This is a genomic window from Oscillibacter sp. 1-3 (assembly GCF_000403435.2).
Lineage (GTDB): Bacteria > Bacillota > Clostridia > Oscillospirales > Oscillospiraceae > Oscillibacter.
In genome coordinates this window covers 148,220-162,323 of record NZ_KE159708.1, presented here as the reverse complement: position 1 = coordinate 162,323, position 14,104 = coordinate 148,220, and the positions used below count along the sequence as shown (strand labels likewise).

Annotated in this window: 20 protein-coding genes and 1 riboswitch; of the genes, 12 read left to right on the top strand and 8 right to left on the bottom strand. The window is 60.5% G+C overall.

What is annotated here, in order from left to right; genetic code table 11:
- Positions 1–46: 46 nt before the first annotated feature.
- From C816_RS11190 to C816_RS11165, 6 genes are all read right to left on the bottom strand, one after another.
- Complete coding sequence (locus C816_RS11190) at positions 47–364, bottom strand: hypothetical protein (protein ID WP_016322498.1); 318 nt, start codon at positions 362–364, stop codon at positions 47–49.
- A 439-nt stretch (positions 365–803) separates the two neighbouring features.
- On the bottom strand, positions 804–1,400 hold the full coding sequence (locus tag C816_RS11185; RefSeq protein ID WP_016322497.1) for a TetR/AcrR family transcriptional regulator C-terminal domain-containing protein: 597 nt from the start codon (positions 1,398–1,400) through the stop codon (positions 804–806).
- 187 nt (positions 1,401–1,587) lie between these two features.
- Entirely contained in the window at positions 1,588–2,898 is a 1,311-nt protein-coding gene (locus tag C816_RS11180; protein WP_016322496.1) for a glycosyltransferase, read from the bottom strand.
- Positions 2,899–3,151: 253 nt separating this feature from the next.
- Positions 3,152–4,045 carry an SIR2 family NAD-dependent protein deacylase gene (locus C816_RS11175; RefSeq protein WP_040655461.1) on the bottom strand — a complete coding sequence of 298 codons (894 nt, stop codon included), beginning with the start codon at positions 4,043–4,045 and terminating at the stop codon, positions 3,152–3,154.
- The gene (locus tag C816_RS11170) at positions 3,969–4,781 is read right to left on the bottom strand and encodes a protein-ADP-ribose hydrolase (protein WP_016322494.1); all 813 of its coding nucleotides are present in this window, start codon (positions 4,779–4,781) and stop codon (positions 3,969–3,971) included. The genes C816_RS11175 and C816_RS11170 overlap by 77 nt, the downstream gene beginning before the upstream one ends.
- 61 nt (positions 4,782–4,842) lie before the next feature.
- Entirely contained in the window at positions 4,843–5,634 is a 792-nt protein-coding gene (locus C816_RS11165; protein ID WP_016322493.1) for a hypothetical protein, read from the bottom strand.
- A 289-nt stretch (positions 5,635–5,923) separates the two neighbouring features.
- Between C816_RS11165 and C816_RS11160 the strand changes: the two genes are divergently transcribed.
- The 6 genes from C816_RS11160 (at position 5,924) to C816_RS11135 (ending at position 8,695) form a co-directional block, all read left to right on the top strand.
- A complete protein-coding gene (locus C816_RS11160) occupies positions 5,924–6,238 on the top strand; it encodes a winged helix-turn-helix transcriptional regulator (RefSeq protein WP_016322492.1) in 315 nt (104 codons plus the stop codon).
- Between the two features lie 44 nt (positions 6,239–6,282).
- Positions 6,283–6,948 carry a Crp/Fnr family transcriptional regulator gene (locus C816_RS11155; RefSeq protein WP_016322491.1) on the top strand — a complete coding sequence of 222 codons (666 nt, stop codon included), beginning with the start codon at positions 6,283–6,285 and terminating at the stop codon, positions 6,946–6,948.
- A 74-nt stretch (positions 6,949–7,022) separates the two neighbouring features.
- Positions 7,023–7,271, top strand: a complete 249-nt coding sequence (locus tag C816_RS11150) for a ferredoxin-thioredoxin reductase catalytic domain-containing protein (RefSeq protein ID WP_016322490.1) — start codon at positions 7,023–7,025, stop codon at positions 7,269–7,271.
- Positions 7,243–7,563 carry a thioredoxin gene (gene trxA, locus C816_RS11145; RefSeq protein WP_016322489.1) on the top strand — a complete coding sequence of 107 codons (321 nt, stop codon included), beginning with the start codon at positions 7,243–7,245 and terminating at the stop codon, positions 7,561–7,563. The genes C816_RS11150 and trxA overlap by 29 nt, the downstream gene beginning before the upstream one ends.
- Before the next feature lie 121 nt (positions 7,564–7,684).
- Positions 7,685–7,900, top strand: coding sequence for a hypothetical protein (locus tag C816_RS11140; protein WP_155978995.1), 216 nt, complete (start codon positions 7,685–7,687; stop codon positions 7,898–7,900).
- A 225-nt stretch (positions 7,901–8,125) separates the two neighbouring features.
- On the top strand, positions 8,126–8,695 hold the full coding sequence (locus C816_RS11135) for a hypothetical protein (protein WP_016322488.1): 570 nt from the start codon (positions 8,126–8,128) through the stop codon (positions 8,693–8,695).
- A gap of 109 nt (positions 8,696–8,804) precedes the next feature.
- Here the strand turns inward: C816_RS11135 and C816_RS25340 are convergent, their stop codons facing one another.
- Together C816_RS25340 and C816_RS11125 are read right to left on the bottom strand one after the other, a co-directional pair.
- Positions 8,805–8,927 carry a hypothetical protein gene (locus C816_RS25340; protein WP_256378407.1) on the bottom strand — a complete coding sequence of 41 codons (123 nt, stop codon included), beginning with the start codon at positions 8,925–8,927 and terminating at the stop codon, positions 8,805–8,807.
- Between the two features lie 425 nt (positions 8,928–9,352).
- The gene (locus C816_RS11125; RefSeq protein ID WP_016322486.1) at positions 9,353–9,562 is read right to left on the bottom strand and encodes a ribbon-helix-helix protein, CopG family; all 210 of its coding nucleotides are present in this window, start codon (positions 9,560–9,562) and stop codon (positions 9,353–9,355) included.
- A 460-nt stretch (positions 9,563–10,022) separates the two neighbouring features.
- Between C816_RS11125 and C816_RS11120 the strand changes: the two genes are divergently transcribed.
- From C816_RS11120 to C816_RS11095, 6 genes are all read left to right on the top strand, one after another.
- Positions 10,023–10,214, top strand: coding sequence for a DUF1540 domain-containing protein (locus C816_RS11120; protein ID WP_016322484.1), 192 nt, complete (start codon positions 10,023–10,025; stop codon positions 10,212–10,214).
- A gap of 256 nt (positions 10,215–10,470) precedes the next feature.
- Positions 10,471–10,827 carry a sulfite exporter TauE/SafE family protein gene (locus tag C816_RS24915; RefSeq protein WP_016322483.1) on the top strand — a complete coding sequence of 119 codons (357 nt, stop codon included), beginning with the start codon at positions 10,471–10,473 and terminating at the stop codon, positions 10,825–10,827.
- Positions 10,824–11,204, top strand: a complete 381-nt coding sequence (locus C816_RS24910) for a sulfite exporter TauE/SafE family protein (RefSeq protein ID WP_016322482.1) — start codon at positions 10,824–10,826, stop codon at positions 11,202–11,204. Before C816_RS24915 ends, C816_RS24910 begins: the two co-directional genes overlap by 4 nt.
- Positions 11,205–11,232: 28 nt before the next feature.
- A riboswitch (TPP riboswitch) is annotated at positions 11,233–11,332 on the top strand.
- 375 nt (positions 11,333–11,707) lie between these two features.
- Positions 11,708–12,244 carry an energy coupling factor transporter S component ThiW gene (gene thiW / locus C816_RS11105; protein WP_016322481.1) on the top strand — a complete coding sequence of 179 codons (537 nt, stop codon included), beginning with the start codon at positions 11,708–11,710 and terminating at the stop codon, positions 12,242–12,244.
- Between the two features lie 76 nt (positions 12,245–12,320).
- Entirely contained in the window at positions 12,321–13,124 is an 804-nt protein-coding gene (thiM, locus tag C816_RS11100) for a hydroxyethylthiazole kinase (RefSeq protein ID WP_016322480.1), read from the top strand.
- 233 nt (positions 13,125–13,357) lie between these two features.
- A complete protein-coding gene (locus C816_RS11095; protein WP_016322479.1) occupies positions 13,358–14,050 on the top strand; it encodes a hypothetical protein in 693 nt (230 codons plus the stop codon).
- Positions 14,051–14,104 lie beyond the last annotated feature (54 nt).

Genomic DNA, 14,104 nt, shown 5'->3' with positions numbered 1-14,104 from the left:
CGGAATTTTGGAAAAATCCGCCAGCGCATAGAACGCCGGGACGGTCTCAGGGGCCGCCCTTTCGCCGCGCCGCCGCCCGGACGCCGGTCAGATCCCAGCAGCCATGGGGCGTAATCAGTCCGCCGGAGAGACGGCCGTCCTGAATGGTAAAGATGGCGTCATAGGGCTCCAGGTCCACCGGCGAGCGCAATGTGCCTGAGATGAAATACTTTCCGCTCTCCAAAAGGCTGCCGGAGAAGCGGTTGCGGTGGCCCAGGAGACTGAAGCTGCCGGAGACGGACCGGTCGTCCTCCTGCAGCAGGAGCTCCCCGGCCCGGGGGCCCAGCTGGCTCTGCAAAACGACTATGTAGAGAAGCTTTTTCACAAAATCACTCCTGTGCAACAAATTATAGCGATATACAGACTTTCCAAAAACAGTCACATTTTGTCAAAACGTCTGTTTTCTGACAGAATTATGTAAATTGTCAAAGAAAAAGCGGACAGGAAGACCTGTCCGCTCTGTTAGCGTTGCGCAATTAGGGCTGTTTGAAAATTGGCGAAATGGCGGATTGGCGCAGGAATTTCAACGAATCTCAAGACACGGCTGCGCCGTCTCGGCGGAAAATGCACCGGGACGGTGTTTTGCCAATCTTCAAACAGTCCCTAAAATCTGGACCTATGACCAAAAATGCCGGATCACGGGATTTTTTCAGCGGTCCCTTAGCGCAGAACAGCGGAAAGGGGACCTGCGCAGAGGATTTTTACAGCTGTAACTCCTTGGGCCTTGTTTGAAAAATATCAAAACGCCCAAATGACGGATCTTGTCATTTATCAACCTGCTCCCGTTGTCCCCATCTGGGAAAATTCTGCCACACCGCGCCCAGCATGCCCAGCCGCACCGATTCCTCCACACGGGCCGTCAGGGCCTCGGGGGTCTGCCGCAGGTCTCCGCAGAGCCAGCTGTCCAGAAGGCCCAGAAACATGGCGGCGGCGCAGGCGTCTATCCCGGCGGGCGGAGACAGCTCCTCCTCGCCGCACCGGCGGCGGTAGTATGCGGAGGTCTGCTCCAGCAAACGGGCGGCGGCGCCGCCGAACATCCGCTGCAGCCCCGGCCGTCCCAGCGTGTTCCGCACGGCCAGACAGTAGTCCCGGTTTCCGGAGATGTAACGCAGCAGGTCCTGAAATGCCTGCTGCCATGTCAGGCAGTTTTCCTGCCGCGAGGACAGGGCCGCCCCCTCCTGTTCCACCGACCAGGCGAAGAGGTCGTATACGTCCGTGAAGTGGTAGTAGAAGGACTGCCGCCGGATGCCGCAGCGCTCCGTCAGCTCCCGGACCCGGATCTGGTCCGGGGATTTTTCCCGCAGCAGTGTCCGCAGGGCTGCATCCAGCTGGGATTTTGTTCTGTTTTTCACCTCTTGCATGGAAAGATACCTCCTGTCTCCGTTTGGATAAGGATACCTCTATTTTCCGCTCTCCGTCAAGATACGACCACATTGTCCGCCGGCGGGCATCCGGCCCGCAGACGAAAAGGTCCGGCCTCCCGCAGGGGGGAGGCCGGACCTGATATGCTTGATTGACGAGGGACCTTCCGATCCCTCCGCGGCGGCGTTACTGCAGCACGTCCCGGATATTGTCCTGGACCCGGCCGGCGAGACGCTCGTACTGCGCGCGCTCCTCCGGGCTGAAGCCCGCCAGCCTCGCGGCGGCATAGTCCTGCCGGGCGGTCTCCAGATCGGCCAGGAGGGAGGCGGCGTCAGGGGGGAAGCTGATCTCGATCCGCCGCTCCCTGCTCTCCGGCTCCCGGAACTCCGCCGCCGTGACCAGGCCCTTTCCCTCCAGGCGGTTCAGCAGCATGGACAGAGCGCCCCGGGAGAGCCCCGCGAAGTCAGCCAGCTCCCGTCGGGTGCCCGCGCCGGACTGCCGCAGGCACAGCAGCAGCCGGGCCTCCTGGAGGGAGAGGCCGTTTTTCAGGGCGGCGGGCTCCAGATAGTAGTCCAGCAGCTTCCGCTCCCGGAAGCGGTCAAAGAGAAGTCCCTTCCCCTCCAGGGCGGAGGAGGAGATCCGCACCCGTTCCCGGCCCAGCCGCGTGGCGGCAGGGAGGGGCGGGACGGCGCCGTCCTGGGCGGCGTCAATGAGGAAGCGGCAGATTTTCAGGCGCTGCCGCTGGTACTCCTCCTCGTCCAGAACGGTTTTGTAAAACTGATTGTAATACGCAAAGACCGTCAGCTTCATCTGGACGGTTTTGGAGATGCTCAGCCCCTGGGCACACAGGGACCCCTTGGTCTTTACATAGTAGTAAACGGGCACGTGCAGGGCGAAAAAGCGCCGGGCGTGGCGGATGTACTCCAGGTTGAACATAAAGTCCTCGCACCAGCTGATGGCCGGGTCCATCCGGAGGCGGTATTCCTCCACAAGACTGCGGCGGTAGAGCTTGTTCCACAGCACGCCGTAGTAAAAGTCCGCGGGGTTCTCCATCATGCAGGCGGCGTACTCCTCCCGGGTCAGGACCCGCGTCTCGCCGATGTCCCCCTTGTGGGAGAGCCGCTCTCCCGCTACGCGGTAGAAATCGGATACCACCAGGTCGCACTGGTGCTCCTCCATGGCCCGGACCAGCAGCCGTGTGGCGTCGGGCGTGATCCAGTCGTCGGCGTCCAAAAACTGGAGGTAGCGGCCCCGCGCCCGGTCCAGACACAGGTTCCGGGTGTCGGAAACGCCGGAATTCTCCTTGTGGATCACCTGGACCCGGCTGTCTTTGGCGGCGAATTCGTCGCAGAGGGCGCCGGAGCCGTCCCGGCTGCCGTCGTCCGCCAGAAGCAGCTCAAAATCTTCGTACTCCTGGTGCAGGACGCTCTCCACACAGCGGCGCAGGGCGGCCCCGGCATTGTAGACGGGGACAATGATGCTGACGGATGGACTCATAAAAACACTCCTAGAGCAGTTCACGGAAATAATGAGAAAAAAGGAAGCGAGGACGGGGATCGCAGGGCAAGGCGGAGGACGCAGGCGGGCTGACGCCCGCCAAGGATGACAACGCAGTCATGCAATTCCCGGACCGCTGAACTTTTCTCAGTATTTTCGGGAACTGCTCTAAGCCAAAAGAGACGGGCCGGGGATGAAAAATCCTCGCAAAGCGCTGTTTTTATGATACCACAAAATGCCCTGACTGCCAACGTCAAGGTTCACAGGCGTCCGCCCCGCCGCGCAGAGCCGCCAGAACCCGGCCTATGTCGCCGTCCAGGCAGACAGAGCGCCCCGCGATTTCGGCGGGACAAAAGCTCTGCCCCAGATTGACGCAGGCGTAGACCGCCTCCGGGTTCCGGGCGGCTTGCTGCCAGAAGGCGTATTTGATAATCCCCGGAGTATTCATCCCCACGCCGAGCTCCAGGTACAAAACGGCGCCCCGGCGATGGCGGCGCAAAAAGTCCTCATACCGCCGGGCGGCGGCGAACCAGCCTCCGTCCTGCACAAAGGCGTCGTCCGCCCGCAGGTTCATGGCCGCAGGCCTGCCGCATCTGGGACAGCGGGGAATCAGCTCCGCTGGGACCCGCATGTCCCGCTGCTCCGCCCACATTCTGCGCACGGCGCCCTCGTTGTCCCAGGTCTCCTGGCAGCAGGGGCCGGAGCATTGGAACAGGCCGTAGTCCCCCTGGGTGTAAAAGAGCCTCTCCTTGTCAAACCCCGCCAGCTGAAATTGATGGTCCACATTGGTGGTGAGGATAAAATAGTCCCTGCCCTCCAGCAGCTTCAGCAGATCCCCATACGCCGGCCCGGGGGCGCGCGCGTAGCGGTTCACCATGATGTGGCGGCTCCACCACGCCCAGTACTCCTCCGGCGAGGCAAAGGGGTAGAAGCCTCCGGAGTACATATCCTCAATGCCGTATTTTTCGGCGAAGTCTTTGAAATGCGCCTTAAACCGTTTCCCGGAGTAGGCGAGCCCCGCCGAGGCGGACAAGCCCGCCCCCGCGCCGACTGCCACGGCCTCCGCTCCGTCAAGCGCCGCTCTCAGGCGGCCGGTCTGGTCCGAGGGCGCGGCGGTAGACCGCCTCGTCCGTATCTGTGAAAACATTGAAAATCACCTTCCTGATAACCGAGTTCCCCCGGAGAAACTCCGTGACAGTCTCCACGGCGATCCCGGCGGCCTCCTGATTGGGGAAGTGAAACTCCCCGGTGGAGATACAGCAAAACGCCACGCTCTCCAGCCCGTGCTCCGCCGCCAGACGCAGGCACGAGCGGTAGCAGGACGCCAGTTCCTCCCTGTCCCGGCGGGTGACACGGCCCTGGACAACGGGTCCCACAGTGTGGAGGACATACCGGGCGGGGAGGTTGTATCCCCCGGTCAGCTTGGCCTGTCCGGCGGGCTCCGGATGGCCCTGGGCCCGCATGATCCGGCCGCACTCATCCCGGAGCTGGAGGCCCGCCGCCGAGTGGATGGCGTTGTCGACGCAGCCGTGGCAGGGGCAGAAGCAGCCAAGCAAAGCGGAGTTGTCCGCGTCCACGACGGCGTCCGCCCGGAGGCGGGTGATGTCCCCCCGCCACAGGGCCAGCCTGGGGTTTCCGGCGGTGACAGGCAGGCTGTCCGCCTCCACCGCGCCCCGGGCCTCCCGCTCCTCCGACAGCAGAGCGTCCTGGAGGGCCAGAAAGTCCCTCCGCAGCGGCATGGGCGGCCGGACGTTCATCAGACTGCGGAGCAGCCGGCGCTGGGCGGCGTCGTCCGGGGGGAAGCCACCCGCCTGGAGGCGGTACTCCGGCATCTCCGCCAGCAGCATATCGTTCAAATTGCGGATGGCCGTCAAGCGGTCCATTTCAGTCCCTCCTATCGCGGGTCCTCCCCCGTCGGGTCCGGGGGAGGACCCCTGTGCAAAATCAGCTGAAGAAAAATCCGGCGGTCATGTCCAGGTAGTTCTCCCCGCCGTAGGCCGGATACCGCTCCCGGACCGCGGCCTTGAAGGACGCGCCGTCTTGGCAGGAGGCGGCGATGGCCTTCAGCTGCTCCAGGTAGCCGATTTTGGTCTCGGCGTCCTTCAGGTCCTCCGGGGTGTAGTGGGAGGTGAGGATCAAGCTGCGCCCGGCCTGGATATAGCCCCGCAGCTGGGCGATCATGGCGTCGGCGCAGTCCGCCCCGGCCACAATGGAGTGGCAGTCGTGGCCCAGCATGTGGGTGTAGACCGCGTTGATCTCGGGAATCTCCACATCATAGGCCTCCGCCGTCCGGCGGATGACGAAGCGGATGCCGCCGATGGCCGTCTCGCCCTCGGCAAGGGTGTGGGTGACGGTGTGGACGGAGCTGTCAAACGCGCTGCCGAAGGCGGCGGCAAACTGGTCGATCAGGGCTTTTCCGCCGCCCTGGCGGGCGTACTCCGCGGCGTTGGCGGTGGCGTACTTGGGGGCGTCCGGCAGGAAGGAGGCGCCGGCGCCGTGATAGGCGATCAGCACGCCGGCCACGTCCCGGCCCTCCAGGTAGGCGTTCAGCGCGGCGACGCTGCTGACAAAGCAGGGGGACTCGATGACGACGAACCGCCCCGCCTTCTCTACAAGAAACACCTCGTCGCCGAGGGGGTCGCCGGTCTGGTAGGCGTGGAGCTTCATGCCGCCGAAGTTATAGATGCGCATCTCGCCCTGGCTCAGCCGGACGGTGGTGAATGTCCTCTTGTTCATAATGTATACCTCCGTAGATGTGTCGTTTGCGGCGGGGGTGTTCCCCGCTCCTGTGTCTGCATCATACAGCGGTGAAACGCCTTTGAAAAGTACGCACAATTTTGTGGCATAGTTACCCCGCGGTAACGATTGAGCGGTTACCGGTGGGTGACCATTGAATGCCTGCAAGCCTTTGCGGGCCGGGGACGGAGGCGGGAAAATTTTTTCTCTCCGCCTTGACCCCGGCCCGGCCGGTACGGTAAAATAGGGCGGTACGGCAATTTGGAAACCAGGAGACGGAGGAGAGATTATGACACTGCCAGCCTGCCCGGTGGAGACCACGCTGACGCTGATCGGCGACAAGTGGAAGGTGCTCATTATCCGGGACCTGATGCCGGGGACCAAGCGGTTCGGGGAGCTGAAAAAATCCATCGGCGGCGTGAGCCAGAAGGTGCTGACGTCCCAGCTCCGGCAGATGGAGGACTGCGGCCTGCTGACCCGGACGGTCTATCCGGAGGTGCCGCCCCGGGTGGAGTACGCCCTGACGGAGCTGGGGCGCAGCTTAAAGCCTGTGCTGGACGCCATGCAGGACTGGGGCGAGGCCTACAAGGCCAACAGTCCCTGACCCGGCGGGGCGGACGGCGCTTTGGTTGACAGGAGGAGCGAAACATGAAGGAAAAGCTGCTTTCAGATGCCTATCCCTTTTGGGAGCGGCTGTCGGCGGAGGAGCGGGCGGAGCTCTTGCAGAGCGCGGCGCTGGTGTCCTATCGGAAGGGGGAGTGCGTCCATCGCTCGGACATGGGCTGTACGGGGGCGGTACTGGTGCTCTCCGGGCTTCTGCGGGTGTACATTGTCTCCGAGGAGGGGCGGGAGGTGACGCTGTTCCGCATCCGCCAGGGGGAGCCCTGCGTGCTGGCGGCCTCCTGCCTGCTGGACGCCATCCAGTTCGACCTTGTGATTGAGGCGGCGGAGGCCGCAGAGGCCGTTGTGATCCCCGCCGGCGTGCTGCGGCCCATCATGGAGAGCAACCCGTATGTGGGCCTCTATATGTACCGCCAGGCCACGGAGCGGTTTTCCGAGGTGATGTGGATGATGCAGCAGATTTTGTTCATGGGGGCTGACCGCCGGGTGGCCATCTTCCTGTGGGAGGAGACGGCGGGCAAGGGCCAGCGTACGCTGCGGATGACCCAGGACGAGATTGCCCGGAACATCGGCAGCGCCCGGGAGGTAGTCTCCAGGGTGCTGAAATATCTGGCGGAGGAGGGCGCGGTCTCTCTGGGCAGGGGCCTGGTGGAGCTGAGGGACCCGGAGAAGCTGAGAAAACTTTTTGAATAATGTGACCCGGTTACATACACCGCCCCCTCTTTTTGATATACTAGGGATGTCAAAAAGAAAGGGCGGTGTTTTGAATGAAAGCGGCGATCTCCCTAAACCCGGACGCCGAGGTGGTCAGGAGCGTGCGGGAGGGCCTGGAGCGCACGGGGGGCTACTGCCCCTGCCGGCTGGAGCGGACGGAGGCCACCAAGTGCATGTGCCGGGAGTTCCGGGAGCAGGTGGCGGACCCCAATTTCGAGGGCTTTTGCCACTGTATGCTCTACTACAAATCCTACGAAAAAAAGGAGAATGAACATGAGAGAAGTAAACGGAAAGAACTTTGAGCAGGAGGTTTTGCAGTCCGACCTCCCCGTGCTGGTGGATTTTTACGCCGTTTGGTGCGGCCCCTGCCAGATGATGGCCCCGGTGGTCCACGAGCTGGCGGAGGCGTACGAGGGGAAGGTGAAGATGGTGAAGGTGAACGTGGACGAGGCCCAGGACCTGGCCATGTCCTACGGCGTGAGCAGCATCCCCACCCTGGCGTATTTTGAGGGCGGGCAGCTGAAAGGCGTCTCCGTGGGGTTTATCCCCAGGGAGGACCTGGAGCGGAAGCTGGCCGAGTGGGAAAAGGGCTGACGCCTTCCCCGGCGGTATGAAAAGAAGGGAGAGGAGGAGCCGTAAGGCTCCTCCTCTTGGACTGTTGGAAAAATCCCGCCGGACGTTTCCGGCAGTCTGAGTATTAGGCCATGTTTGATAAATGGCAAAATGCGCAGCGACGAGAGATTTTTTTGCCGATCAAGGCGATTTGACGCCGGCATACTCTGCGTATGGCAAGGAAAATCAACGCAAAGCGGCGGAAAAAGATCCGTCGCTTGGGCGTTTTGACATCTTTCAAACATGGCCTATTCAAGAAGCACAAAAAATTTTCAAAGGTTTTGTCCGGTTTTGGCGATTTTCAGACACTATATATTGAGCAGGCCTGGAAACCGGAGAACCCGTCCCGTCAGGGACGCGAAAGGAGTGGTCTGATGCAGTAAAACAAAAACGCACGAAATTGGAAATAAATAGTATTTTGACTTCAATGGGTTCTTCACTGGAGAACGGCCAGGCCTTGTTTAATAAATGGCGGAAGGCTCAGCGGCGAGAAATTTTTTCGCTTATCAAGGCCTAATAACCGCTATGTTTAGGAGGTTTTTTTATGGTTACATCTAGCATCCTGGATCGATTTTGGGTAAAGCCATCCGGTGTCCACAAAATGGCCTATCTGGTGCCCAAGAAGGGGGCATGTAGTCTGGAAAGCCTGTTCCCTGAGAAGGCGGCCCAAGACAAGGAGAATCTGCGCGCTTTCATGGAGGATGTAAAAAAGAATGGGACTGCCGTTCAGCTGACAAAGGAGCAGATCAGCCAGCTCTCGGAGAAATTCGAGCCCAACGATATGACCTATGAGGACTATCGTGCCTTCGTCGATCAACTCTGCGACTGGGGCGTTCTGCGCCGGGAAGACGCTCAGTATGTCTCGGTCGGCCCTCAGATGGGGGGGCTGGACCTGATCCCAGTGGACTTTGCTGAGCCTATGGGAAAAATTACACCGGCAAGAAATTATCAGCATTTTGACAGTTGCTTCTCCTCAAGCGGCGGAAACGCGCTGGTGTGGGCACGGTATTTGGCCAGCTTTGAGGACTTTAACCCTGATACGGGTTCCTTTGAGCGTGGTAGAAGCTCCATTTTGTTTGGAAAGATCCGGGATGTTCTGGAGATGATGCGGTAGTCCCGGTGTCAGAGCTTTCATCTCGCGGTAATTCTGAAAGACACGCTAAAAAATAAATTGAGATTTTCTGCTGTTAAGTCAGAAAATTCCCAGCTTCAGAGGAGGAGCCTTACGGCTCCTCCTCTATTTTGATCGTTCCATGCTCTTTTTCATAAGCGGCGATATACTGTTCCAAAGCCACCTCCATCTCTTTTGTGGCGGAACGGTGATGGATTTTGCCGATCCATTTCATTTTCGCAATAACGTCCTCCGAGACACGCAAGGAAAACGGGGTATAATAATTTCCCACAGCAATACCTCAATCATAATGATGTCAATATTATATCAATTCAATTAGAATTCATATTGACATCTATATGATGTCTGTTATAATGAGCATTATGGATTATTTTAATATTGACAAAAAATGATTTGCCGCAATTGCGAGCACTATATTCGTTACTATATGAGGCTGAATCATACGTTTTTCAGCACCCCTGACGGCCGCTGCGGACTTTCGCCGTTTGAGCTCCGGCATTTTCGGTCTCGCGGCTGTCTATATTTTTCCAGGCCCCGAAATCCTCCCGACTAATCACCGCCCGCGCACACTAGGCCTTTTTTCAAACAAGGCCTGGAGCAGTTCCCAAAAATAATGAGAAAGAAGGAAGAGGAGGCGCCTTACGGCGCCTCCTCTTCCTTCTTTATGATACAGTTGTCTGCCGCAAATTTCAAAAATATTCCAATCAACTCATTTCTGGTCCGGCCGGTTTCTTTGGCGATGGAGTCCAGCTTTTCCACAGTCTCTTCACGGACGCGGATGGAAAATGTACGGTATCCATCTTCTCCTTTTTTTCGTTTTGCCTTTTCGCCCAAAACAAGTTTGTCCATTTTATCACCGTCCTTATATCATATTTTCTACTTGAATTCCAAAGAAATATATATTTATAACATATACCCGCATGAAAAAGCACATTCCTCGCGGCCCCGGCTCTCAACGATCTGCAATTTCGAATTTTTTATAGACTAGAGGTGTTCATATGCCAAACCAAACCTGCGAAAACTGCAGACACTTTGTCCAGCACTATGTAAAAGACCGGCGCTCCAAATTTGTGCCCATTTACGAAGGCCGCTGCGGACATCCGCAGCTGAAAGCCCGGAAAACAGACACGCCGGCCTGTGAAAGATTCTCTGCCAGAAAAAGCAATACATAGTTTCTCCGCCGCCCGCGCACACTAACGCCACTGAATCGAAAACACGGCGCGCGGTCAGACGGAACAAGGCTCCGTCCCGCACCGCGGGCGGAGCTTTTGTTCAGTGTTCCAATAAAACACATCGGGAGGAATGGACCATGACCAGAGACTGCACCAACGGCGGCTGCGCCTGCACCCCCAACCAGAGCATCAAGTGCACCGTCAATAACTGCGCCCATCACTGCCAGGACACCCAGTACTGCGGCCTGAACACCATCCAGGTGGGCACCCATGAGACCAACCCCACCATGGTGGAGTGCACCGACTGCCAGAGCTTCAAGCTGAAATAAAGAGGGGACTGCGTCTCCCCCTTTAGATTCTCCCTCGCCAGTCTGCGGACTGGCGGACGCCGCCCCGGGCGGCTGGGTCAATGTATGTTCGACAGGTACACGCCCTGCCGAACATGATTGAAAAACCTTGCTCTGCCGCAGGCAGAGCAAGCGGGGAAACCTGGGTTTCCCCTGAATCCCCTTCCTGCGGGCGGGCGGCCCGGCGGGCCGTCCGTCCACTCGGGAGCGGGGGTACATACGATGGGGAGGGATTGCTTTGAGGAAAAACAGCTGGGCCGCCGCCGCTGCCGGCGGGGCGGCTGGGGCCGCCAACGGGCTTTTCGGCGGCGGCGGGGGGATGGTGTTTCTCCCCATCCTCTCCCGCTGGGGCGGACTGGAGCAGCGCAAGCTCTACGCCACCTGCGTGGGGGTCATCTTTCCCGTGTGCCTGGTGTCGGCGGCGGTGTATCTCCTGCGGGGCGGTGTGTCCGTCATGACCGCTCTGCCGTATCTGGCCGGGGGACTCATCGGCGGTTTCTTCGGCGGAAAGCTCTACGGCAAAATCTCCACCAAGTTCCTCAAGTGGCTCTTCGCCGCCTTCCTCTTCTACGCGGGGGTGAAATATCTGCTGTGACGGACTGGATTTTTCCCTTCCTCTGCGGCCTGGGGGCCAGCGTGATCTCCGCCTGGGGCGTGGGCGGCGGGACGCTTTTGCTGCTGGTGATGACCCTCTTTTTGGGCGTGGACCAGCGGACGGCCCAGGGGATCAACCTGCTGTTCTTTCTGCCCACCGCCGTCAGCGCCCTGGTGTGCCACTGGAAAAACGGCTACTTGGACAAGCCCACCCTGAAAGCCGCCGTCCCCCCGGCGGTGATCCTGGCTCTGGCGGGGGCCTGGGCCGCCACGGCCCTGGATGTGGAGCTGCTGCGAAAGCCCTTTGGGGTCTATCTTCTGCTCTCCGGCGTCAGCCTCGTGTGGCCGGGAAAGAAAAAGGGCGGAAAAGCCTCTTGACAGCCCCGGCGAAAAATGCCATAATGACCATGAAAAACAGGGGAGCCGAAAGGCTGAGAGGAAGCGCCGCTTCGACCCTTTTACCTGATGTGGGTAATGCCACCGTAGGAAGTTTTCATGGAAGCTCCAGGCGGATTCCCACATGGGAGTCCGCCTGTTTTTGATTTCCTTGACAGAGAGGAGCGTGGGGAGAGGTACATAACAGGCATCCCGGTTCACCGGGAGCGGGCCGAGGGGGAGCGCCCTGGGCCCGGGCCATTTGACAGCGATGGGAAGCCGTGTTCCGGCGTGAGAGGGGGCCAGCAAGCCCCGACCGAATTTTCCAGCGGGCGGAAGAACCGTCCGCAGCCTTGCCCTGCAAGGGGAAAACGCTGTCCCCGCCGCTGTTTTCTCCCTGCCCGTCTTTTTCCCGAAGCGGAAAAAGAGACAAAAAGAGCCCTGCCGCGCCCCTGGCACGGCAGAGAGGTCTTTTTGAAATCCGATCTGTAAAGGAGTTGTTTTTTATGATCGTCACCAAATACTGTTCTCCGAAATCTACGAAAAAGCTGGCCTTGGCCGGCGTGCTGTGCGCCGTGGCAATAGTGGGCAGTATGTTCTCCTTCCCCGTGTTCGGCAGCAAGTGCGCCCCGGTACAGCACATGGTCAACGTCCTCTGCGCCGTGTTCCTGGGGCCCTGGTACGGCCTGGGGGCCGCCTTCGCGGCCAGTCTTTTGCGCAACCTCCTGGGCCTGGGAAGCCTGCTGGCCTTTCCGGGCAGCATGTGCGGCGCGCTGCTGTGCGGCCTGGCCTGGAAGAAGTCCAAAAATCTCTGGCTGACCCTGGCGGCGGAGGTCTTTGGCACCGGCATCATCGGCGGCCTCCTGTCCTACCCCATCGCCGTGGCCTTCATGGGCGTGGACGCCGGCACCGTGGCCTTTTACGCCTATGTGGTGCCCTTCCTGGTCTCCACCGTGGGGGGCTCTATTCTGGCGGGGGCACTGGTGTTCGCCCTGCAAAGGAGCGGGGCCCTGGGCACCATGCGTGGCGCTCTGGAGCACTGACCGCGGCAATTTCCGCTGAGCCCGGTCCCCCGACCGGGCCATCCCCGGGAGATCCATTTTTAAGGGAGGGAACCCCATGCCGGACTTCACCTGTCTGGACCGGATTCGGGCCCGCAGGCCCCTGATCCACTGCGTCAGCAACATCGTCTCCGCCAACGACTGCGCCAATCTGGTGCTGGCGGCGGGGGCCGGCCCCATCATGGCCCACGCGCCGGAGGAGGCGGCGGACATCACCGCCGCCAGCGCCGCCGTGGTGCTGAACACCGGCACGCCGGACGAGGCCCGGTTCCGCACCTGCCTTTTGTGCGGGAAGGAGGCGGCCCGTCTGGGCCGGCCCGTGGTCCTGGACCCGGTGGGCGTTGGGGCCAGCCCCTGGCGGCTGGAGCGGGTGGGGGCGCTGCTGGAGAGCTTTCCTGTCTCCATCCTCCGGGTGAACCTGGGAGAGGCCCGGGCCCTGACCGGAGGCGGAGGCGGGGAGGCGGGGGTGGACAGTCCCGCTCCCGCCTCCCTGGAGGAGCGGGCAGACGCCGCCCTGGCGCTGGCGAGGCGGTACCGGGCCGCGGTGCTGCTCACCGGGCCGGAGGACCTTGTCGCCGACGGGGAGAGCGTCCAACAGGTCTTCGGCGGGAGCCCGCGGATGACGTCTGTTACCGGGACGGGATGTATGCTGTCGGCCCTGTGCGGCGTGTTCGCCGCCGTGGAGCCAGCGCCCATGGCCGCGGCCCTGCTGGCCTCCGCCTTCTGGAAGACCTGCGCCCGCCGGGCGGAGGAGCGGGCCGGGGGACGGGGTCCCGGCAGCTTCCGCACGGCCCTGCTGGACGCCGCCGGGACGCTGACTGCGGCGGACCTGGCGGCAGAGACAGATGCGAAGACAATGTAAAAGGCCGCGCCGACAGGCGCGGCCTTTTACATTGTGCCGAACGCGCCGGACGGTGCTCCGGGGATGCACTTGTCAGAGGCGCTTTCACCAAAGATTTTATGCAGAGCCCGCCCCTGCAAAACCGCAAGACCAAATGGCGGATAATAAAAGGCGCGGCCGGACGCTCCCGGCCTGTCCGGCGTATTGTGTTTTCTCCAGGAATTGTCTATAATCGACTTTCGGGAGGGATGCCTATGTTTATGTTTTTATTTCGAAAAGACCCCCGGCTCCCGCCGGACAGGCATGCGGAGAGGGATTTGCCAAAAGAGGCCTTGCAGGCTCTGCTGACAGAGTACTCCTCTCTGCGGGAGGAGGCGCAGCATGACGACACCCATCAAATACAGCTTGTGACGATTACATTTTCCACATTGGCTGCAGCTGCCGGCGCCGCGGCTGCTCTTTTCAGCGAAGTGCCCGAGAAAACAAGCGTGTTCTTCGCCTTCGTCGTCCTGCCGTGCCTTGCGATGTTCATGGGGCTTTTGTGGATTGATCTGATCTACCGGCGGACCCGTTTTGGATGCTACACCAGACTTCTGGAGGATAAAATCAACGCTCTGCTGCAGCCCAATGCACAGCCGCCCCAACAATTCATGGCATGGGAGCACTGGCTGCAGGCGCTTGAAGAGGAGTCCGGTTCCTTTGGGCAGACCCGGTTTTTTCGGGGCTGCATTGTGACTGGAAGCTGGGTTGCGGCACCTTTTTTGATTATGGCGGCCTATTTCCTCCTGGAGGACGGCCCGTTTTTCGCCGCGCTTGAAAGAGTTCACGGCATCTGCCGCACATATTGGCCGGTTACAATTTTCATGCTGGCAGTCTACGCGATTTATTTTTCCCTCTATTTCATGTTCGTGAGGAGAATCCTTCAGTTTCCGTCCAGGGACGCCTGATTGCCGTGATTCTATTTTCCGCCGCCGCCGCATAGGTTGTCCCAGAGGTGATGC